Genomic DNA, 20,786 nt, shown 5'->3' on the forward strand with positions numbered 1-20,786 from the left:
TTAGTTCAGCTGGCGGAATAGGGCAACCAACGATTTTTCCGGCGCCGTTAAATGCTGATAAAAACGCGTACGGAAAAGTGAATAAATTCGGCGGGTTGTGGACGGGGCATTAAGGGTTAATAATTTTTTGTTTCAGCTTTATACGCCGCGGGCATATTGGCAAGGGGTTGAAAAGATGGGCCCGGGAAGGGCCCGCCGGGTGGCCGATTATTCGGCGTTCCCGCCCCGTTCAGCAAAAGCGGCAAGCGCGGCGCCGTCAAGGCGATAGCGAACCCACTCACTTTGCGCAACGGCGCCAATGCTCAGATAAAAATCAATGGCCGGCTGGTTCCAGTCGAGCACGCTCCACTCCAGGCGACCGCACTCTCTTTTTACCGCCAGCTGAGCGATGGTTCGCAATAGCGCTTTTCCAGCGCCGCGACCGCGAAATTCGGGAGTGACGTACAGATCTTCCATATAGATGCCGTTTCGACCGAGCCAGGTGGAATAGCTGGTGAAGAACACCGCGTACCCGGCAACCTTATTGTCAATCTCGCAGATTAGCGCTTCCGTTTTGCTGTCGCTGGCGAAAAGCGATGCCTGGATTTCATCTACCGTGGTGACCACCTGCTCCGGCGCTTTTTCATAAACCGCAAGCTCGTAAATCATGTCATAAATTGCTTTTGCGTCCGCCGGGCGGGCCTGACGAATGGTCATATTCATTGGAGTACCTGTTGTGCCATCGTGAGTTTGATACCGCCAAGCATAAACGTTAAGGTTAGAAGAATTAAGTGCAATGAAATCACCCAATGATGAATATTATGCATCCTGCGCTTCGCCGTCTTGATTTGAATCTGCTGCCGGTATTTGAGGCGGTCTACCGCTATCGTTCGGTGCGCCTGGCGGCGGAAGAGCTGGCGATGAGCACATCAGCGTTAAGCCACGCGCTATCCAGACTGCGCGCCGCGCTCAACGACCCGCTTTTCTATCGCGAAGGTCATCGTATGTGCCCCAGCGTATACGCCACCCAGCTCGCGCCTTCCATCGCTTCGGCGCTCAAGTTTTTAGATCAGGAGCTTACTCCGCAGCCGAAGTTTGTTGCCTCAGCCAGTACCGACTGCCTACAGATAGCGATCACGGACTTCACCGCGCAGTGCGTTTTCCCGACGCTGATGCCCAGGCTACAGCAACAGGCGCCAGGCCTGCGTTTCGAACTGCGCTATCTGCCGCACAGCCCGGCGCTGACGGAACTGCTGGCCGGCGAGGTGGATTTAGCGCTGGGATTTAGCGCGCTGGATGAAGCAGAGCATCCGGAGCTGGATGAGATTTGCTGGCTGAAAGATGATTATGTTGCGATAAGCAGCGCCAGGCGATCCCGGCTCACGCTGACGGACTACCTGGCAGCACAGCATCTGGTAGTCACCCCGTGGAATGAAAGCCAGGGCGTTCTCGACGTGCAGCTTGCGAAAATGGGCTTCTCGCGGCATATCACCATCAAAACCCCCTCTATGCTGAGCGCGCCAGCTATTATTGCGCAAAGTGAACTGCTTATGGCGATACCGCGCTCTGCCGCGGCAAAAATGACTGACGCGGCGACGCTGAAGGTCTTTGAATTACCGTTTGAGGTTCCGCCGTTTGAAGTGAAAATTTATTCCCACAAGCGGAGCGGGCAGCGCGGCGCGAGCCAGTGGCTGAAAGAGAGGCTGAGGGAGTGGGCCGCGACGGAACGAACCTGATGTCTCGTTTGACGAGTCAGCGAAATATGCTTAACTCATGAGACAACAAATGTGAATCGTCTGTTAACAGCCTGATGCGCGCTTCAGTGATAAGCGCAGCGTCATCTATCCTGATAACGTAAGAGAGAAAAATTGAAATTAGCCGGACTCCATCCCGATGAACTGCGTCGCCTGCAATCGCTGCGGGCATCCGGATTACTTAATAGCGGAAAAGAAGAGCGTTTCGATCGCCTGACCCGGCTTGCGCGTACGCTCTACGATCTGCCGGTGGCGTCGGTTAGCCTCGTGGGAGAAAATACCCTGCATGTTAAATCCTGCGCCGGACTTGAAGTCGATACCCTGCCGAGGGATATCACGTTCTGCGCGCATACTATCCTGCAGACCGACCCTTTAATCGTTAATGACCTGCAGCAGGATCTGCGCTTTCACGATAACCCGCTGGTCACGGAAGCGCCTTTTATCCGCTTTTATGCCGGATACCCGGTACAGCTGCCTGACGGCGCGACGGTCGGCGCGTTCTGCCTGATGGACCACAAGCCGCGCGCCTTTTCCGTGCATGAGATACAAATATTAAGCGACCTGGCCGCCATCGTTGAAGATGAATTCAAGGTGCTCGACGCGGCGACCGCCGATGAGCTGACGGGGTTGTTCAACCGCCGGGGTTTTATGTCGTTAGCGGAGTACGCGCTGCTGACGGCCAGGCGGCGCAATGAACCGGCGAGCCTCGTATTTATCGATCTCGATCGCTTTAAGCTGATTAACGATACCTGGGGTCATGAACAGGGGGATAAAGCCCTGACGGCGATGGCTGATTTGATGAAAGCCACCTTCCGGGAGTCGGATATCATTGCCAGGCAGGGCGGAGATGAGTTTATTATCCTGCTTGCTAATACTGCCCAGCAGGCGGCGGGCATCGCGATGGCGCAGCTAAGCAATAACGTTGCTGAGTATAATCAACAGGCGGGCAATCCGTGGCAGCTGGCCTTTTCCTGGGGCTGCGTTGAATACGACCCTGCAACGCATCATAGCCTCAATGAGATCGTTGCGGTGGCGGACCGGCGCATGTATCAGGCGAAGACCAGCCATGGCGCCGAGCGCCGGTAGGGAACCGCCCGGCGTCGCCAGCCGATATTCGGCGTCTGGCTGATGCCGCGGCGGCTTGCGCTTCCTTAGTGGAGACCAAGGCGGATCAGTTCAACGGGCTCGAACTTACCTTCCGTCCCTTCCACTTCGACTGTCTTATTACGGCGCAGCTGGGCTGGCGTTAAGCCCGTCGCGTGGATAGCGATAATTTTACCGGTTTTACCCGTCCCGTTAATCATCACCTGGCTGCCGTTAGTAATAGGATTGCGGTTACGATCGTAAGTGATCATGCTGATTTCTCCTTTTAATCATCGGGTGGTAACAATCGCTTCTCGCGCCGGGCTGCCCCCGGCGCGGACGTAATACCAATACGCCTCTCGGCCCGTCATTTTGTTGTTTTTGATCAACTTCACACTTTTTAGCGTCCCTCAACGGGCTAACGAGCCGGAGACAGGCTTTGCCTGACCCGGAATCCGTACTGCTTTTGAAGACGATTCCGCGGGTATCAACCCCCGTGGAGGCCCGGGTTGCAGTCGCTGATGCGGCTGCTAAACTTTTTTCGGGCATAACGGAGCGGAACGATGAAGAACAAAGAAGAGCAAACGGGGCTGATTGGTCTTGCCATTGGCGCGGCGGTTATTGGCCTGGTCTCTGGCCAGAGGCCAATCAACCGGGAAAGCATTGTTGAAGAACTGGTGAGGCTGGGCAGACAGAAGGGGGATGGCGTCGAGGACGAGATTTTTATGCAGGCGGCAACGCTGGTGCGCAAGGGGATATGATCCCGCCGGTAGAAGAAGCCCGGGTAGGCGAAAACCCGGGATTAAACGGGGAGGAAGGTCATCATAAGATACGCTATCACAATGCATATCAGCGCCATGTACCAGACAAAACTCATTCTGTTACCCGCCCTGTAGCGCCATGCCGGTCACCGCGTTAACCACGGTCGCGGCCATCAAAACGCCGCCGACGATAGCGCAGGCACGGTTTTTCCGGGTCGCCCCCAACGTCAACATCACCACCGCTGCGGCAAAGAGGGGGATGGCTATTATGCTGAAAGTGTTCATCGTTTCCTCAACACTCGTCCGTTAATCTTCCTGCATCCACATATCGGCTTCTTCGAACATCTCCTGCACGGCGCGGCTGATCTGCTCCTTCTCGTGCTTGCTGGCGTCAGTATTGATGGAAGCCAGGGTCATCATCGGCTTAACGCGGACGTCGGCATCGGGAAAAATGCGATGCACTCGCTTCGTCAGTTCATTAAGAATGATCTCTTTAGCGCCGGCCAATCCCTCGAAATTTCTTTTGTCATAAATCAGCTCTACGAACATTTTTTATCCCGTTGATGATAATAGCAGGGAGTATTGTACTGTGATTATATACAGCGTCAAGGCCGAGGTATACGTTCCCCGTATTCCTGCGCCGGGGATAACTCGCCGCTTTTGCATTAAATGCGTGAAACCGACAATTGTTTTTTTATAAGTACGTAAAAGTTAATGAATTTTTAATAAAAGGTGTTTATGTTGGCGATATCACCGTTTTATTAAGGGTTTCTCATGCGCGATAAATATTCTGGCCTGCAAATTGGCATCCACTGGCTGGTGTTTCTTTTAGTGATAGGCGCTTACGCGGCGATGGAGCTGCGGGGCTTTTTCCCCCGCAGCGCGCGACCCGCCATCAATATGATTCACGTCTCCTGCGGGATTTCTATTTTTGTTCTGATGGTGGTGCGCCTGTTGGTGCGTCTCAAATCCCCGGCGCCGCCAATTGTGCCTAAGCCGTCGCCGATGATGACCGGCTTCGCTCATCTGGGGCATCTGGTTATCTATCTGCTGTTTATCGCGCTGCCGGCCATCGGCATGGTCATGATGTACTACCGCGGTAACCCGTGGTTCGCGTTTGGCCTGATCATGCCGCACGCGGCGGAAAGCAACTTTGAGCTGGTGGATACCCTGAAAGCGTGGCACGAGCTGCTGGCCAATACCGGCTACTTTATCATTGGCCTGCACGCGCTGGCGGCGCTGTTACACCACTACTTCTGGAAAGATAACACGCTGCTGAGGATGATGCCGCGCAGGCGTTAAACCTCGATAAACCCGCTTCGGCGGGTTTTTTTGTCTCATTCTTCGGGGCCTCAACTTCCGCTAAGCGCAAATTCTCGCCGCTATGCTACGGTTAAAGCGGCGAAGCCATTTGCCTCATGGCAACAATAAATATAGTATACCCCCCTATATGATATGGAGGGCGTCACCATGCCACATTCACCTGAAGATAAAAAGCGTGCCCTCAGTCGGGTAAGGCGCATCCGTGGCCAGGTTGAAGCGCTCGAGCGGGCGCTGGAATCCGGCGAACCCTGTATGACCATTCTGCAACAAATCGCCTCAATTCGCGGCGCCGCCAACGGCCTGATGGGAGAGATGGTTGAAATTCATCTGCAGGATGAACTGGTCAGCGGCGAAACGACGCCAGACCAGCGCGCCGCCAGAATGGCGGAAGTCGGGCATCTGCTACGGTCCTATTTAAAATAAAATCACCACGAGGAAGAGAGATATGAAATCACGTGCAGCCGTCGCGTTTGGCCCAGGCCAGCCGCTTTCAATCGTTGAGATTGACGTCGCGCCGCCGAAAAAAGGCGAAGTGCTGGTCAAAATCACCCATACCGGCGTATGCCACACCGATGCCTTTACCCTCTCAGGCGACGATCCGGAAGGCGTTTTCCCGGCGGTACTGGGCCATGAAGGCGGCGGGATTGTCGTCGAAGTGGGGGAAGGCGTGACCAGCCTGCAGCCGGGCGACCACGTTATTCCTCTGTATACCGCCGAATGCCGCGAGTGTAAGTTCTGTAAATCCGGCAAAACTAACCTCTGCCAGGCGGTGCGCGCCACTCAGGGTAAAGGCCTGATGCCGGACGGCACCACCCGTTTCTCCTATAACGGTGAACCGATTTATCACTATATGGGGACCAGCACCTTCAGCGAATACACCGTAGTGGCCGAAATTTCGCTGGCAAAAGTGAACCCGCAGGCGCCGCTGGATAAAGTCTGCCTGCTGGGCTGCGGCGTCACTACCGGCATCGGCGCGGTGCACAATACGGCGAAAGTAAAAGAGGGCGATACCGTCGCCGTCTTCGGCCTCGGCGGGATCGGCCTGGCGGTGATCCAGGGCGCGGTACAGGCGAAAGCCGGGCGCATTCTGGCGGTGGATACCAACCCGGAAAAATTCACCCTCGCGAAAGGGATGGGCGCGACCGACTTTATCAACCCGAATGATTACGATAAGCCGGTTCAGGATGTGATTGTTGAACTCACCGACGGCGGCGTCGACTTTAGCTTCGAGTGTATCGGTAACGTCAACGTGATGCGCGCGGCGCTGGAGTGCTGCCACAAAGGCTGGGGCGAAAGCGTCATCATCGGCGTTGCCGGCGCGGGCCAGGAGATTAAAACCCGCCCATTCCAGCTGGTCACCGGGCGCGTCTGGCGCGGCTCCGCGTTCGGCGGCGTGAAAGGGCGTACCCAGCTGCCGGGAATGGTTGAAGAGGCGATGGCGGGGAAAATTCGCCTCGATCCGTTTATTACCCACCGTATGCCGCTGGATCAAATCAACGAAGCGTTTGATCTGATGCATGAAGGTAAATCCATTCGTACCGTCATTCATTTCGGCGAGAATTGATTTTCCTGGTGAAAAATAACCCGGGCATGCCCGGGTTATCGTTTAAGAGGGATTACTCCCGCCGCAGGTTTTCATAACCGTTCTGCCATCGCCGCTGTTCCCGCCGCTCCCGTTCACGTTGAATATCCGATTTCTCATCTTCCCAGACCGCGCAGTGCGGGCCGCTGAACACCTCGCAGGGCTGTGGGCTGGCGGTGAGCGGAGACGCCGCTTTCTCTTCCCAAATCGTCGGATCGCGCAGGTCCACTTCCGGGGCTTTTAACGCCTGAGCCGAGGCGGCGGCTAACATGAAGGTGCCTGCGAGCAGGCGGCAGGGTGAACTTTTCATCCATTATCCTTGTTCAGTTGTTATTATTGATAACCATTCGCAATAGTAACATAGCTGAATGAAAATGGCTTGCTTAGGGGGCTGAAGATGATTTTGCTTTCACGCCAGCCGCCACCGGGCGGTTCCCGGGCCGCAAAAAGGGCCCCGTTTGGGGCCCTGGTGGTTACTTCTGCTGCGGAAGCGCGTAGGCGATAATATAATCGCCGCGGTCCGGCGACTGGCGAGCGCCGCCCGCGTTGATGATGATGTACTGCTTGCCGGTTTTCGGCGATACGTAGGTCATCGGGCCGGACTGGCTGCCGACCGGCAGACGCGATTTCCAGATCTCTTTCCCGTTGGCGGTATCAAACGCGCGCAGGTAGAAGTCCTGGGTGCCCGCGAAGAACAGCAGGCCGGACTGGGTTGATAACGAGGCGCCCAGCGTCGGCATACCGATAGGGATTGGCATATGCATGCGGATCCCCAGCGGGCCGGTGTCCTCAACGGTGCCCACCGGAACCTGCCACACCAGTTTGCCGGTTTTCAGATCGACCGCTGACATAGTGCCGAACGGTGGTTTCTGGCACGGAATGCCCAGCGGCGACAGAAAGCGTTCGCGCATGGCGCCGAACGGCGTGCCCTCCATCGGCACAATCCCCATTTCGATACCGCTGGCGTCCTTCGCCACTTTGGCGCGCGGCACCATATAGTTGGCGAGGCCAAGGCGCATATCATTGACGAACATCAGGCTGTTATTCGGGTCAACCGACACGCTGCCCCAGTTCATCCCGCCCAGCGAGCCGGGATACTGCAGCGAACGATCCTCGCCCGGCGGGGTGAAGACGCCCTGGTGACGCATCTCTTTAAACTGGATGCGGCACAGCAGCAGGTCGACAGGCGTCGCGCCCCACATATCCGACTCGGTCAGCGTCTCGTTGCCGATCATTGGCATGCCGACGGAGTAGGGCTGGGTTGGCGAGTAGCGCTCGCCCTTGACGTTGCCCACCGGGACTGGACGTTCCTCAACCTTGGCGACCGGTTCACCGGTGGCGCGGTTCAGCATAAAGATCATGCCCTGCTTGCTGGTTTGCACCAGCACCGGCGTGGTGCCGCCTTTACCGTCAGGCAGATCGTACAGCAGCGGCTGGGAAGGCAGGTCGAAATCCCAGAGATCGTGATGGGTGGTCTGATAATGCCAGCGTACCTGGCCGGTCGTGGCGTCAACGGCCACGATGGAGGAACTGTATTTATCGTCCAGCGCGGTACGTTCGCCGCCAAAGAAGTCCGGCGTTGCGTTACCGGTCGGCAGATAAATCAGATTCAGCTTCGCGTCATAGGACATGGCCGACCAGACGTTCGGCGTACCGCGGGTGTAGGTCTGTCCGGCCGGCGGTTCGCCGGTCAGGTTCGGGTTGCCCGGATCCCATGCCCACACCAGTTTGCCGGTATGAACATCATAGGCGCGAACGACTCCCGGGGGCTCGCCGGTGGAGAAGTTATCCGCCACGCGACCGCCAACCACGACCACGTTACCCGCCACCAGCGGCGTGGAGGTCTGCTGGTAGTAACCCGCTTTGATTTCCCCCATGCCAACGCTCAGGTCCACAATACCGTGGTCGCCGAAGGCGTCGCACAGTTTACCGTTATCGGCATCAATAGCGATCAGACGGGCGTCGGTGGTTGGCAGGAACAGGCGGCGGGAGCAGGCGGCCGGCTGCGCGTCGACGGCAGGGGAAACCTGGGCCTGGCTCTCTTCGTAATAGCCTAAGCCGCGGCAGCGCTGCCAGTTCGGCGCGGTGGCTTTTGAATCATAGCGCCATTTCTCTTTACCGCTATCGACATCCAGCGCCAGCACCTTGCTGTAGGGCGTACAGACGTAAAGCGTATCGCCAATTTGCAGCGGCGTATTCTGGTCTTCCGCGCCGGAGCCGTTGCTCTGCGGGATATCCCCGGTGTGGGCGACCCAGGCAACCTGCAGCTGGTCAACGTTCTGTTTGTTAATCTGGTCGAGGGCGGCGAAACGGTCGCCGTGGGTGGTGTTGCCCCAGTGCGCCCAGTTTTTCTGCTGCTCGCCCGCGGCGACCGGTTTAACCGGCACCGCCTCGCTGGCGCTGACCAGCGGCTGGGATTTAAACATCCAGCCGAAACTAACCAACAGTACCACCGCCAGCACCGCTGCCAGGCCAAACGCCGGCCCTTTTTTCGCCGGCTGCCGGGACAGATACGGCCAGACCAGCGCGGCAAGGAAGGCCAGTACGCCGAGCGCGAACAGGCGCGAGAACAGCGGCCAGTAGGTCCAGCCGGCATCGCTAATGGCCCAGACGATCGAGGCGATAAACGCTATCGCGTACAGTATGATACCGCCGCGACGGCTGCGGAAAATGAGCACCGCGGCGATAACCATCACCAGGCCCATAATCGCAAAATAGAAGGTCCCGCCAACGGAGGCGAGCTTTGCACCAAGAATACCGATAGCCAGGCCGATGATCAGCATCAGCCCGGCGAGAAGCCACTGCAGGACCCGGGGGAATCCTCGCGGCGCGTTGCCAGTTGCCATTTTTTCTCCTTAACCACCCCTGAACAGGCGTGAACCAGATGAATCAATTTCTCAAGTGAAGGCTTTTGAATGAAGCGATGTTGACCTTCATAAAAGCAGCTTTTTTACTGTTATTGATTTCGAGTGAACCATTTGGTGAAATCGTGGCTATGATAGATCTGTTAAAGAAATTTACGCAATTGTTAATGAATGATTTCGCACTAATTGATTATTGTGGTGAATATGGTGGGTGCGAAAAGGAAATCAGGCGGTCAGATCTCCCCGACGCGGATAACGGTCGGGGAGAGGGCGATCAGACGGGCATCGATTTACGAATGGCGCTCAGCAGGGTTTGTGTTCCCGCGGTGAGCGTGGCGTCCACCCGGGTGAGAATACCTATCGGTTCGCCCGCGCCCTGGGTGGGCACCGGCAGCGCGGCCAGCAGCCCACGGCGCAGGTCGTCTTTGACCGCACCGGAGGGGACAAACCAGACGTAGTCGTAATCGACGGTGAGCTGGCGCGACAGGGAAGCCGACAGCGTCTCGATGCAGCCAGACGGAATTTTGCAGCCCTGGCTTTGCAGCAGGGTTTCGGCGTTCTGTCGCGGCAGCGTACCTTTGGGCGAAACCACCACCGGCCACTCCATGACCCGACTCAGCGTAACCGTTTCCTGCAGCAGCGGATGCCCCGGACGAACCACCAGCTTCAGGGATTCGAGAAACAGCAGTTCATAGTTCAACCCGCTCATCAACTCCGGATCGGACATCCGTCCGATACCGATATCGATTTCTCCCGATTTTAGTCCGGCCAGCAGCATGGTGTTATTCATGGTCGCCACCTGCAGGGTGATATCTTTTTGCTGCTGATGGAACTGGCCGATCACCGAGGGCAGGATCCCCAGTGCGGCGGTGGGGAGCGCCCCGATGCGCACGATATCGCTGTTGAGGCCTTCTTTACGGTTTAGCGCCTGTCCCGCGGTATTGAGCGCGTCGAGCACTTTAACCGCGTGGGTGAGAAACTGTTCGCCGACCAGCGTGAGCTGCGCGCCGAGGCGTCCACGCTCAAACAGCCGGGTACCGGTCAGCTGCTCCAGTTCGTTTAGCGTTTTGGATAAGGCCGGTTGACTCAGATTTAAGGTTTCAGCCGCGCGCCCAAGAGTTCCCTGTTGAGCGACGGCCACGAAAGTATGTAGATGGCGCAAGCGAATGCGCTGACTGAAAAGACCATTTTTTTGCATAATCAATGTTAAAAACAGAGGCGTCCCAGTGACAAGTAAGGGCGATTAAAATTGTTAACTTCATAGCAAAATATTATTAACATTTTATATTATTATTTTACAAGTTGATTTTATTGAGTTTGCCATATAGCGTCGCCCCTGACCGGCAGGGGCGGAAAAAGGAAGAAAAAACTCAGATATCGAAGAAGACGGTTTCGTTTTCGCCCTGCAGGTGAATATCGAAGCGATACACGATCTCCGCGCCGCGAACCTCGCGCTGCGCGATGAGGGTCTGGCGACGCACTTCCCACTCAATCAGATTCAGCACCGGGTCGACCTGGTTGGCATCCTGCTCGTCGGAAAAGTACATCCGCGTGTTGAGGCCAATATTAATCCCGCGGGCGACCACCCACAGATTGACGTGCGGCGCCATGGTGCGCCCATCGCGACCTACCACGGCCCCGGGTTTAATGGTTTCGAAGCGCCAGACGCCGCTGGTGAAGTCCGAGCAGCTGCGTCCCCAGCCGCGAAACGCCGCATCCAGCTTCTTGCCCTGCTGTCGGTCGTCGGGATGGTTATAGCGCCCGGCGGCGTTGGCCTGCCAGATTTCCAGTAGCACATCGCGCACCGGCGTGCCGGAGCCATCGATGACTCTGCCTTCGATAGTAATACGTTCGCCCTCGGTGTCTGCTGTTGTCAGCGTCGGGCCAAAATTTTTCTCAAAGATATGGAAACCGGCGGCGTCCGGCGCGAGGCCGATATGCACATAAGGGCCGGCGGTTTGTGACGCGGTTTCAGGTAAATAACCTTTCATCGGGCGGCCCCCTGCGTGCGGTTTTCAAACAGCGTTGCGCGATGGCCGCGCAGCACGAGATCAAAACGGTAAGCCAGAGAGTCCAGCGGTACGGCGGCATGGGTATCCAGCTCGGCGATTAATGTCCTGATGGCATTATCGTTATTGATGGTTTTGACAATAGGACACTGTTTAATCAGCGGATCGCCTTCGAAATACATCTGCGTGATCAGGCGCTGTGCCCAGGCGTCGCCGGAGAGCGAAAAGTGAATATGCGCCGGACGCCAGTCGCTTACCTGGTTGCGCCACGGATAGGGGCCGGGCTTGATAGTGCGGAAACAATAGTAGCCGTTTTCGTCGGTCAGCACCCGTCCGCAGCCGCCAAAGTTCGGGTCGATAGGCGCCAGGTATTGATCTTTCTTATGCCGGTAGCGTCCGCCCGCGTTGGCCTGCCAGACTTCGACCAGCATATTTTTCATTGGTCGGCCAAATCCATCGCGAACGTAGCCGTGGACGATTATCCTTTCGCCAATCGGCAGGCCGTCTTTGGCGTAGTTGAGGATCAGGTCGTTATCGAGCGCGCCGAGATCGTCGCTGCTGAACACCGGTCCGGTGATTTCAGAAAGGGAATTCTGCAGGGAAATGAGCGCATTGCGCGGCGAGCGCAGCACGCTGGTTTTATAGCCCGGGGCGTAAGCGGGAGGATGGCTGCTGTAGTCGCGGTGCAGGACCTCGCGCGGTGACCATTTATCGTTCATGAGGGTACTCCATATTATCGGTAGAGAGGCATGTTGTTGTAATGTCGCCACTCGCAGTGTGTGTAAATGTTTTGTTAATTTAAAGTGAAATTAAAGGGTGTTTAACATAACCGACGGTTATGAAGTGAGCGGGTGAAAATAAACCGGCCAGCTACCGGCATCACAGTTTGTAAATTCTTCCCGCCGTCTGCAGAGAGCTTTCCTACACTCCAGGGAGAATTCACTGGAGGTAAGACATCATGGCGAACACCATCACGGCTGATGAGATTCGGGAAAGCTTTTCGCAGGCGATGTCGGCGATGTACCAGCAGGAAGTTCCGCAGTACGGGACGCTACTGGAGCTGGTGGCCGACGTTAACCTGGCCATACTGGAGAATAACCCGACGCTGCACGAACAACTGGCCAACGCCGATGAACTGGCGCGGCTGAACGTTGAACGCCACGGCGCGATCCGCGTCGGTACGGCGGAGGAACTGGCGACCTTGCGTCGCATGTTTGCCATTATGGGAATGTATCCCGTCAGCTATTACGATCTGTCGCAGGCCGGCGTACCGGTTCACTCCACCGCGTTTCGCCCCATTGATGACGCCGCGCTGGCGCGCAATCCGTTTCGCGTTTTTACCTCGCTTCTGCGACTTGAACTTATCGCCAATGAAGCTTTGCGTCAGCGGGCGGCGGATATCCTTTCCCGACGCGATATCTTCACGTCGCGCTGTCGTGAACTGATCGCGTTACATGAACAGAAAGGGGAGTTTACCGCCGCAGAGGCGCGCGAGTTTGTGCAACAGGCGCTGGAAACCTTTCGCTGGCATCGACACGCCACCGTCGATGAGGAAACCTATCACGCGCTGCATGAAGAGCACCGGCTGATTGCCGATGTGGTCTGTTTCCCCGGCTGCCACATTAATCATCTGACGCCGCGCACCCTGGATATTGACCGGGTGCAGGCGTTAATGCCCGAGTGCGGTATCGCGCCAAAAGCGTTGATAGAAGGGCCGCCGCGCCGCGATGTGCCCATTTTACTGCGCCAGACCAGCTTTAAGGCCCTTGAGGAGCCGGTGATGTTTGCCGGAGAGCATAGAGGCACGCATACGGCTCGCTTTGGCGAAATCGAGCAGCGCGGTATCGCCTTAACGCCGAAGGGCCGCGCCCTGTACGACCGACTGCTTGGCGAGGCGGGGGTAGGCAAAGATAATCTCACCCATCAGCGTCATCTGCAGGAGGTGTTTAGCCCGTTCCCGGACAGCGAATTCCTGCTGCGTCAGCAGGGGCTGGCGTACTTTCGCTATCGCCTGACGCCCGCCGGCGAAGCGCACCGTCAGGCGTTTCGTCCGGGCGACGATCCGCAGCCGCTGATTGAACGCGGCTGGGTCATCGCACAACCGATTATTTATGAAGACTTTTTGCCGGTCAGCGCCGCCGGGATTTTTCAGTCTAACCTGGGCAACGAGATACAGACCCGCAGCCACGGCAACGCCAGCCGCCAGGCCTTTGAGGAGGCGCTGGGCTGTCCGGTTTATGATGAGTTTGCCCTTTATCAACAGGCGGAAGAGCGCAGTAAACGACGTTGCGGTCTGCTGTAAAATCAGTACTCTGCTGGCATGAGTCGTTAAAGGAAGCAGGTCATGCAGAATCCGTCTACCCCGCTGGTGAAAACCCGGCAGGGCACCCTATCCGGCACCGCTGAAGAGAACATGCATATCTGGCGCGGTATACCCTATGCCGCGCCGCCCGTCGGCGATCTCCGCTGGCGCGCGCCGCAGCCTGCCGCCCGCTGGCAGGGCGTGCGCCGGGCGGAGAGTTTCTCGGCCTCCAGCTGGCAGGATATTGAGTACTGTCGTGAGCTCGGGGGCGGCGATCCCGGCCGCTTTTCCGAGGATTGCCTGTACCTTAACGTCTGGTCACCCGCTTCGCGCGCGCAGCCGCTGCCGGTGATGGTCTGGCTGCACGGCGGCGGCTATACCATCGGCGCGGGAAGCTTACCGCCCTATGATGGTAAAGCCTTAGCGTCCCGTGACGTAGTGGTAGTCACGGTTAACTACCGGCTGGGGCATCTGGGCTTTTTTGCCCATCCGGCGCTGGAGGAAGAAGAGGGGGAGCGCATCTATAATTTTGCGCTGCTCGATCAGATCGCCGCCCTGCAGTGGGTTCAGGAGAACATTCACGCCTTCGGCGGCGATGCGGCCAACGTGACGCTGTTCGGCGAGTCCGCCGGGGCGCGCAGCGTGCTGTCGCTCATGGTTTCGCCAAAATCAAGAGGGCTGTTCCATAAGGCGATTATTCAGAGCGGCTATACCTTGCCGGATCTGCCGCGGGAAAAGGCGCTGGCCAAAGGGCAGCTCATCGCGGAGCACTTCTCTTTACCGCAGGCCAGCGCCGAACAGCTGCGGGCGATTCCGGCGGACGCGTTCTGGTCGCTGACCGCACCGCTTACCATCGGCCCGGCGCCCATTGTTGGCGATGCCGTACTGCCGCAACCGATGCTGGAGACTTTTTTTAGCGGGCGTCAGCACCCGCTGCCGGTGATGATTGGCTCGAACAGCGATGAGGCCAGCGTCATGGCGGTGTTTGGCGTCGATATCGCCGGGCAGATCCAGAAGCTTCGCCGCGAACGCCGTTTTGGTCTCGGTTTGATTAAGCTGCTCTATCCCGGCGTCAAGGACGATGAGGCATTAGGGCGTGAAGTCTGCCGCGATATGGCCTTTACCACCCTGGGTTACGTGGTGATGCAGGCGCAGCAGCGGGTAGGGCAACCGTGCTGGCGCTACTGGTTTGACTACGTTGCCGAGGCGGAACACCAAACCTATCCGCACGGCGCGTGGCACGGTAATGAAGTGGCGTACGTTTTTGACAATCTCGACCTTGCCGAGCCGGTGCGACAGTATGCGAACGATCGCGACCGGACCTTTGCCGCCCGGGTTGCCGACTATTGGGCTAGCTTTGCCCGTGTAGCGGGTAACGGCTGCCACGAGCTCTCCGGGCCGGTGCGCTGGCCCGCCAGCGTGCGCGGACGAGACCGTCTGTTGCGTATCGGTTTGCACAAGCGGGCCGGTTTTAAAGTGGAAAACCGTTTTATGCGCGCGCGTCTGGCGCTGTTTCGGCGGGTGATGAAGCACCATGTGACGCTGGATTAACGCTGTCCGGAAGATCTCCGTTTGCCGCGGTACGTTCTGCAAATGGAACAATGCGTCCCACTTTAGGCGGCTAATCCTCAGCCAGCGATTACACTAAGATCGGCTCTGTTAACCCTGCATCCGCAGAACCTGCGTTCTGACGGAAGATCTGACGTTAAAATGAGGAAGAAACCATGGCCAAACCGTATGTTCGTCTGGATAAAAGTGATGCCGCCGTGCTGCTGGTCGATCACCAGACCGGATTACTCTCTCTGGTACGCGATATCGATCCCGATAAATTCAAGAACAACGTCCTTGCCCTTGGCGACCTGGCGAAGTACTTCGGTCTGCCGACTATCTTAACCACCAGCTTTGAGAACGGCCCCAATGGCCCGCTGGTGCCGGAGCTGAAAGCGCAATTCCCCGATGCGCCCTATATCGCGCGCCCGGGTAATATTAACGCCTGGGATAACGAAGATTTTGTTAAGGCAGTCAAAGCGACGGGCAAAAAGCAGCTGATTATTGCCGGGGTGGTGACGGAAGTTTGCGTGGCCTTTCCGGCGCTTTCGGCCATTGAAGAGGGGTTTGAGGTGTTTGTGGTGACCGACGCTTCCGGTACCTTTAACCCGATTACCCGCGATGCCGCCTGGGATCGTATGTCGCAGGCCGGGGTACAGCTGATGTCGTGGTTTGGCGTTGCCTGTGAACTACACCGCGACTGGCGTAATGATATCGAAGGGCTGGGAACGCTGTTCTCCAACCATATTCCGGATTATCGCAACCTGATGACCAGTTTTAACCTTCTGCAGCAAAAATAATCGCCTGCGCGGCCAGCGTTCGTCTGGCCGCTTCCTGATTCAGCATGAAACGCCGCCGGTTGGCGAAATCATCGCCGCCCCCCGGATATCGGTAATTCGGTCTGGTCCGGTGGACATATTTTTTTCACGCATTTCTGCCGTCAACAATTGGATTATCAATCATTTTTGTCTAGAGTGAGCGACATTCACGACGCATGGGTTTGTTACGTCGCGTCTCAATTCACATATGAAGAAGGATGCTCTCTCAGGCATGAACCGCAGACGTTTTCTCAAATCTTCCATGGCTGTTGCCGCCGTATGCGGAACGTCAGGAGTTGCCTCTCTATTCTCGAAAGCGGCCTTCGCCGAGGACTCGGGAATTGCCGACGGCCAGACCCGTCGCTTTGACTATTCCGTACTTCAGTCGATGGCCCACGATCTTGCGCGTCAGCCCTGGGGCGGCGCGCCGCGCGATCTGCCGCCAACCCTGGCAAACCTGACCCCGCAGGCCTACAACAGCATTCAGTATGATGCTGCGCACTCCCTGTGGAGTAATATCGAAGAGCGCAAGCTGGATATTCAGTTCTTCCACGTCGGGATGGGGTTCCGCCGCCGCGTACGGATGTTCTCCCTGGATTCACAAACCCAGCAGGCGCGGGAAATTCACTTCCGTCCCGAGCTGTTTAAATATAATGACGCCGGCGTCGACACCAAACAGCTGGAAGGCCAGAGCGATCTCGGCTTTGCCGGGTTCCGCGTGTTTAAGGCGCCGGAGCTGGCGCGCCGCGATATCGTCGCCTTCCTCGGCGCGAGCTACTTCCGCGCGGTGGACAGCACTTACCAGTACGGTCTTTCCGCCCGCGGCCTGGCGATCGATACCTTTACCGATACGCCGGAAGAGTTTCCTGACTTCACCTCTTTCTGGTTTGAGACCGTTAAACCGGGGGCGACGGTCTTTACCGTCTATGCGCTGCTCGACAGCCCAAGCGTCACCGGCGCCTATAAGTTCGTGGTGAACTGTCAGGAGACGCAGGTGATTATGGATGTGGAAAACCACATCTACGCGCGTAAAGACATCAAACAGCTGGGCATCGCGCCGATGACCAGTATGTTCAGCTGCGGCAATAACGAACGGCGGATGTGCGACACTATCCATCCGCAGATCCACGACTCCGACCGCCTGTCGATGTGGCTGGGCAACGGCGAGTGGGTATGCCGCCCGCTGAACAACCCGCAAAAGCTGCAGTTCAACGCTTTCCAGGATAAAAATCCGCGCGGTTTTGGCCTGCTGCAGCTGGATCGCGACTTCTCCCACTATCAGGACATCATGGGCTGGTACAACAAGCGCCCGAGCCTGTGGGTGGAGCCGCGCAACCAGTGGGGTAAAGGGGCCGTCAACCTGATGGAGATCCCGACGACCGGTGAAACGCTGGACAATATCGTTTGCTTCTGGCAGCCCGAGAAGCCGGTTAAAGCAGGGGATGAGCTGGACTTCCGCTATCGACTCTACTGGAGCGCGCAGCCGCCGGTCCGTTCGCCGCTGGCGCGGGTATTGGCCACGCGCACCGGAATGGGCGGTTTCCCTGAAGGCTGGGCGCCGGGTGAGCACTACCCGGATAAATGGACCCGTCGTTTTGCTATCGATTTTGTCGGCGGCGACCTGAAGGCCGCGGCGCCAAGAGGCATTGAGCCGGTGATTACCCTGTCGAGCGGCGAAGCGAAGCAGATAGAAATTCTCTACGTGGAACCGTTTGATGGCTATCGCATCCAGTTTGACTGGTACCCGACCTCGGATTCGACCGACCCGGTCGAAATGCGCATGTTCCTGCGCTGCCAGGGGGAAGCGATCAGCGAAACCTGGCTCTATCAGTACTTCCCGCCAGCGCCAGACAAGCGTAACTATGTTGACGATCGGGTAATGAAATAATTGCCCTTTATTCCGCCCGTTAAGGTAACTTAGCGGGCGTTTGTTTTTTAATCAGACTATTAATCAGAGTCCATTATGACTGACGAAAACGCGCCTGCGAGAGAAACTATCCCCGTCACCGAGTCGCTTTCTCTGCGCGCTGTGGATGAAAGCCACGTCGCTGAGCTGCATCAGCTGGTGATCAAGAACCAGCGCTGGCTCCAGCAATCGCTGAGCTGGCCCGCTGACGTCAGTCACGAAGACGAAACCCGCCGCCACGTGCAGGGCAACGTGATGCTGCACCAGCGCGGTTACGCCAAAATGTTTTTGCTCTTTCTGCGAGAAGAGATCGTCGGCGTGCTGTCGTTTAACCAGATTGAGCCGATCAATAAGACCGCATACATCGGCTACTGGATAGATGAAAGCCACCAGGGGCAGGGGCTGCTTTCTCAGGCGCTGCAGGCGCTGATGGACGCTTTTGCCCGCAGCGGGACGGTTCGCCGCTTCGTGATTAAATGTCGGGTAGCAAACCAGAGAAGCAATCAGGTCGCCCTGCGTAACGGTTTCACCCTCGAAGGGTGCCTGAAGCAGGCCGAGTATCTGAACGGTTCGTACGATGACCAGAATATCTACGGGCGCATTATTGATTGTGACACCGGGCAATTCCCGGCTCGCGGCTGACGCCTTGCCCGGGCTATGGGCCGCGCTGAGATGTAGCCCCGGCAAGGCGCGTTGAGCGCCGCCCCCCCGGGGAACAGCGCGCAGGGGCCTGAAGCTGATAAATCACGCGGTCGGGAGCAAAGGTTATAGAAAGCCGACAATGGGCGTGCGGGTAAAAAGTTCGTCGCCGTTTATCACTTTCTCCCCTCTGATCGAAATGGCGTCGCCCGCGCTGGCTTCAATTCGCGCCCTGTCGCCGATCGTCACCTGATGTTCAATCACCACATCGCCGCAAATCACCGCATGCCCTTCAATTAACACGCTATCGTCCAGCAGAATCGGCCCGCCGCGCAGGTGCGCATGCCCGCCGACCATAACCCGATGCTTCAGCAGGCAGTTGCCTTCGACCACCGCGTGCTCCGCCACCTGCGAGCTGTAGCGCAGGGTGGGGATGGCGTCCTCTTCCCGCCCGGCGATAATCCTCGCGTGGCCATAAACTCGCGCGTTATCGCAGACCCAGACGTCGTTTTCGTCGTTACCCTCCAGCCGCGCGCAATCGAAGATTTCCGCCCGATGCTCAACAAACGCGTGTTCGACAAACGCGTCGCCGTAAACTTGCGCCTGGTGAACGATGCGCGAAGCGCTGACCGTTGCCCGCTGATAAATGCGCAGGATTTTGTCGCTGTCGGCGGTCAGACCCTGGGCGGCGATAATAAGCGAGTGGGGGAGGATCTGCGCATTGTCGGCCAGGTGACAATAACCCCGAATCTGCGAACGCGAAACGGTGACGTTGTCACTTATACGCGCGCAGTGGCTTGCCTGCACGCTGTCCAGTCGCGCGTTATCGCTGACGATGGCGCCATGGCTGATAATGCACTCGCCGGTTAAGCGGGCATTGCCCTCGATTTTCGCACCGGCAAACACCGCGCTATTTGGGTCATAAATCCAGCACTCGCCTTCGTGGCTCAGGGCTGCTTCATTGTCCAGCCAGCCGCCTTCATCGCCGCGCTTCACGTCAGCGAAATCGCGTAAGGCGACAATTTGCCGCAGATTGACGCTATGTTTGTTTCCGTCGGCGTCATAGTGAAACTGGCGAACCTTCTCGCTGAGGTAATATTTGCGCATCTGCCTTTCTCATTACGTATGGTTAACATAAACATAGCAAAAAACGCCGTAGCGCGTTTTTGAAGGTTCCTTTAGAATGCAACTTAAGATAAATTGAAAATTTAAACAAAATGAATAAAAAGCTGGGCACAAGCCGGGTGCTGAATCTCCCGGCGGGCTATTTTGGTATGGTTCTGGGCATTATCGGCATGGGCTTCGCCTGGCGCTACGCCAGCACGATCTGGCCGGTGAGCCGGATCGTCGGCGACGGTCTGGTGGTCACGGCGACGGTCATCTGGGCGCTGCTGGCGCTGGCGTTTATCAGCCGGGCGGTCCGTTTTCCGCACAGCGTACTGCAGGAGATGCGCCATCCGGTGGCCAGCAGTTTTGTCAGCCTGTTTCCGGCGACGACCATGCTGGTGGCCATCGGCTTTGTTCCCTGGCTGCGGCCGCTCTCGCTGGTGTTATTCGCGATTGGCGTAGTGCTGCAGCTAAGCTATGCGGCCTGGCAGAGCGCCGGGCTATGGCGGGGGAAGCATCCCAATGAGGCGACCACCCCGGGTCTCTATCTGCCGACGGTGGCGAATAACTTTATCAGCGCCATGGCCTGCGGCGCGCTGGGCTTTACCGACGCCGGTCTGGTGTTTCTTGGCGCCGGCTTATTCTCCTGGCTTAGCCTTGAACCGGTGATTCTGCAGCGCCTGCGCAGCGACGGCGAACTGCCGATGGCCATGCGCACCGCCCTCGGCATTCAGCTGGCGCCGGCGCTGGTGGCGTGCAGCGCCTGGCTGAGCGTGAACGGCGGCGAGGCGGATACCTTCGCTAAGCTGCTGTTCGGCTATGGTCTGCTGCAGCTGCTGTTTATGCTGCGCCTGATGCCGTGGTACCTGCGCCAGCCGTTTAACGCCTCGTTCTGGAGCTTCTCGTTCGGCATCTCCGCGCTGGCGACCACCGGCCTGCATCTCGGTCATCAGCATCCGGACGGCTTTTTCCATACTCTCGCGCTCCCGCTGTTTCTCTTCACCAATCTGATCGTCGGGCTGCTGCTGATTCGTACCTTCCTGCTGCTGATGCGCGGTAAACTGCTGATTCGCGTTGAGCGCGACACATTATTAAAAAATAAGGATTAACC

The 20,786-nt window shown here is 57.5% G+C and carries 22 protein-coding genes; 12 read left to right on the forward strand and 10 right to left on the reverse strand.

The genetic code is table 11. The features are described from left to right. Nucleotides 1-207: 207 nt before the first annotated feature. Complete coding sequence (locus CDA56_RS16295) at nucleotides 208-702, reverse strand: GNAT family N-acetyltransferase (protein WP_014838362.1); 495 nt, start codon at nucleotides 700-702, stop codon at nucleotides 208-210. An 89-nt stretch (nucleotides 703-791) separates the two neighbouring features. On the opposite strand from CDA56_RS16295, the gene CDA56_RS16300 reads away from it, so the two are divergent. Both CDA56_RS16300 and CDA56_RS16305 read left to right on the forward strand, forming a co-directional pair. Continuing rightward, entirely contained in the window at nucleotides 792-1,715 is a 924-nt protein-coding gene (locus CDA56_RS16300) for a LysR family transcriptional regulator (protein WP_162557344.1), read from the forward strand. 132 nt (nucleotides 1,716-1,847) lie between these two features. After that, nucleotides 1,848-2,819 carry a GGDEF domain-containing protein gene (locus tag CDA56_RS16305; protein WP_014229205.1) on the forward strand — a complete coding sequence of 324 codons (972 nt, stop codon included), beginning with the start codon at nucleotides 1,848-1,850 and terminating at the stop codon, nucleotides 2,817-2,819. A 65-nt stretch (nucleotides 2,820-2,884) separates the two neighbouring features. Here the strand turns inward: CDA56_RS16305 and ydfZ are convergent, their stop codons facing one another. Next, nucleotides 2,885-3,088: a putative selenium delivery protein YdfZ gene (gene ydfZ, locus CDA56_RS16310; RefSeq protein WP_004850536.1), complete on the reverse strand. Its 204-nt coding sequence runs from the start codon at nucleotides 3,086-3,088 to the stop codon at nucleotides 2,885-2,887. 291 nt (nucleotides 3,089-3,379) lie between these two features. Here ydfZ and CDA56_RS16315 point away from each other — a divergent pair, with 291 nt between their 5' ends. Continuing rightward, on the forward strand, nucleotides 3,380-3,577 hold the full coding sequence (locus CDA56_RS16315) for a hypothetical protein (protein WP_048263583.1): 198 nt from the start codon (nucleotides 3,380-3,382) through the stop codon (nucleotides 3,575-3,577). Between the two features lie 120 nt (nucleotides 3,578-3,697). Here CDA56_RS16315 and CDA56_RS30950 read toward each other — a convergent pair whose 3' ends face one another. Next, a complete protein-coding gene (locus CDA56_RS30950) occupies nucleotides 3,698-3,862 on the reverse strand; it encodes a hypothetical protein (protein WP_004850538.1) in 165 nt (54 codons plus the stop codon). Between the two features lie 21 nt (nucleotides 3,863-3,883). Further along, on the reverse strand, nucleotides 3,884-4,126 hold the full coding sequence (locus CDA56_RS16320) for a DinI family protein (protein WP_004101739.1): 243 nt from the start codon (nucleotides 4,124-4,126) through the stop codon (nucleotides 3,884-3,886). A gap of 225 nt (nucleotides 4,127-4,351) precedes the next feature. Here CDA56_RS16320 and cybB point away from each other — a divergent pair, with 225 nt between their 5' ends. The 3 genes from cybB (at nucleotide 4,352) to CDA56_RS16335 (ending at nucleotide 6,464) form a co-directional block, all read left to right on the forward strand. After that, nucleotides 4,352-4,879, forward strand: coding sequence for a cytochrome b561 (gene cybB / locus CDA56_RS16325; RefSeq protein WP_064375231.1), 528 nt, complete (start codon nucleotides 4,352-4,354; stop codon nucleotides 4,877-4,879). A 168-nt stretch (nucleotides 4,880-5,047) separates the two neighbouring features. After that, nucleotides 5,048-5,323, forward strand: a complete 276-nt coding sequence (locus tag CDA56_RS16330) for a metal/formaldehyde-sensitive transcriptional repressor (protein ID WP_004101746.1) — start codon at nucleotides 5,048-5,050, stop codon at nucleotides 5,321-5,323. A gap of 22 nt (nucleotides 5,324-5,345) precedes the next feature. Continuing rightward, complete coding sequence (locus CDA56_RS16335) at nucleotides 5,346-6,464, forward strand: S-(hydroxymethyl)glutathione dehydrogenase/class III alcohol dehydrogenase (protein WP_103814212.1); 1,119 nt, start codon at nucleotides 5,346-5,348, stop codon at nucleotides 6,462-6,464. A gap of 52 nt (nucleotides 6,465-6,516) precedes the next feature. On the opposite strand, the gene CDA56_RS16340 is transcribed toward CDA56_RS16335, so the two are convergent. The 5 genes from CDA56_RS16340 to pcaH form a co-directional block, all read right to left on the reverse strand. Continuing rightward, nucleotides 6,517-6,792 carry a hypothetical protein gene (locus CDA56_RS16340; RefSeq protein ID WP_025107907.1) on the reverse strand — a complete coding sequence of 92 codons (276 nt, stop codon included), beginning with the start codon at nucleotides 6,790-6,792 and terminating at the stop codon, nucleotides 6,517-6,519. Between the two features lie 163 nt (nucleotides 6,793-6,955). Then, nucleotides 6,956-9,328: a membrane-bound PQQ-dependent dehydrogenase, glucose/quinate/shikimate family gene (locus tag CDA56_RS16345; protein ID WP_103814210.1), complete on the reverse strand. Its 2,373-nt coding sequence runs from the start codon at nucleotides 9,326-9,328 to the stop codon at nucleotides 6,956-6,958. Nucleotides 9,329-9,620: 292 nt separating this feature from the next. After that, nucleotides 9,621-10,544: a LysR substrate-binding domain-containing protein gene (locus CDA56_RS16350; RefSeq protein WP_004850547.1), complete on the reverse strand. Its 924-nt coding sequence runs from the start codon at nucleotides 10,542-10,544 to the stop codon at nucleotides 9,621-9,623. 172 nt (nucleotides 10,545-10,716) lie between these two features. Next, nucleotides 10,717-11,337: a protocatechuate 3,4-dioxygenase subunit alpha gene (gene pcaG / locus CDA56_RS16355; RefSeq protein ID WP_103814208.1), complete on the reverse strand. Its 621-nt coding sequence runs from the start codon at nucleotides 11,335-11,337 to the stop codon at nucleotides 10,717-10,719. Further along, nucleotides 11,334-12,074, reverse strand: coding sequence for a protocatechuate 3,4-dioxygenase subunit beta (gene pcaH, locus CDA56_RS16360; RefSeq protein ID WP_103814206.1), 741 nt, complete (start codon nucleotides 12,072-12,074; stop codon nucleotides 11,334-11,336). Before pcaH ends, pcaG begins: the two co-directional genes overlap by 4 nt. A gap of 239 nt (nucleotides 12,075-12,313) precedes the next feature. On the opposite strand from pcaH, the gene hglS reads away from it, so the two are divergent. From hglS to rimL, 5 genes are all read left to right on the forward strand, one after another. Next, nucleotides 12,314-13,657, forward strand: a complete 1,344-nt coding sequence (gene hglS / locus CDA56_RS16365; RefSeq protein ID WP_048263586.1) for a 2-oxoadipate dioxygenase/decarboxylase HglS — start codon at nucleotides 12,314-12,316, stop codon at nucleotides 13,655-13,657. A 42-nt stretch (nucleotides 13,658-13,699) separates the two neighbouring features. Further along, a complete protein-coding gene (locus CDA56_RS16370; RefSeq protein WP_032719017.1) occupies nucleotides 13,700-15,208 on the forward strand; it encodes a carboxylesterase/lipase family protein in 1,509 nt (502 codons plus the stop codon). 173 nt (nucleotides 15,209-15,381) lie between these two features. Continuing rightward, nucleotides 15,382-16,005 carry an isochorismate family cysteine hydrolase YcaC gene (gene ycaC / locus CDA56_RS16375; protein ID WP_004850558.1) on the forward strand — a complete coding sequence of 208 codons (624 nt, stop codon included), beginning with the start codon at nucleotides 15,382-15,384 and terminating at the stop codon, nucleotides 16,003-16,005. A gap of 250 nt (nucleotides 16,006-16,255) precedes the next feature. Beyond that, nucleotides 16,256-17,911 carry a glucan biosynthesis protein D gene (locus tag CDA56_RS16380; RefSeq protein WP_004850560.1) on the forward strand — a complete coding sequence of 552 codons (1,656 nt, stop codon included), beginning with the start codon at nucleotides 16,256-16,258 and terminating at the stop codon, nucleotides 17,909-17,911. A gap of 75 nt (nucleotides 17,912-17,986) precedes the next feature. Beyond that, nucleotides 17,987-18,571 (forward strand): 50S ribosomal protein L7/L12-serine acetyltransferase, encoded by a 585-nt coding sequence (rimL, locus tag CDA56_RS16385; RefSeq protein WP_004850562.1) that lies wholly within the window; start codon nucleotides 17,987-17,989, stop codon nucleotides 18,569-18,571. 123 nt (nucleotides 18,572-18,694) lie between these two features. Here rimL and ydcK read toward each other — a convergent pair whose 3' ends face one another. Further along, entirely contained in the window at nucleotides 18,695-19,675 is a 981-nt protein-coding gene (gene ydcK / locus CDA56_RS16390) for a YdcK family protein (RefSeq protein WP_064404823.1), read from the reverse strand. Between the two features lie 110 nt (nucleotides 19,676-19,785). Here ydcK and tehA point away from each other — a divergent pair, with 110 nt between their 5' ends. Then, nucleotides 19,786-20,784: a dicarboxylate transporter/tellurite-resistance protein TehA gene (gene tehA / locus CDA56_RS16395; RefSeq protein ID WP_046877284.1), complete on the forward strand. Its 999-nt coding sequence runs from the start codon at nucleotides 19,786-19,788 to the stop codon at nucleotides 20,782-20,784. The last annotated feature ends 2 nt before the right edge of the window (nucleotides 20,785-20,786 follow it).

Source organism: Klebsiella michiganensis (genome assembly GCF_002925905.1).
Classification (GTDB): domain Bacteria; phylum Pseudomonadota; class Gammaproteobacteria; order Enterobacterales; family Enterobacteriaceae; genus Klebsiella; species Klebsiella michiganensis.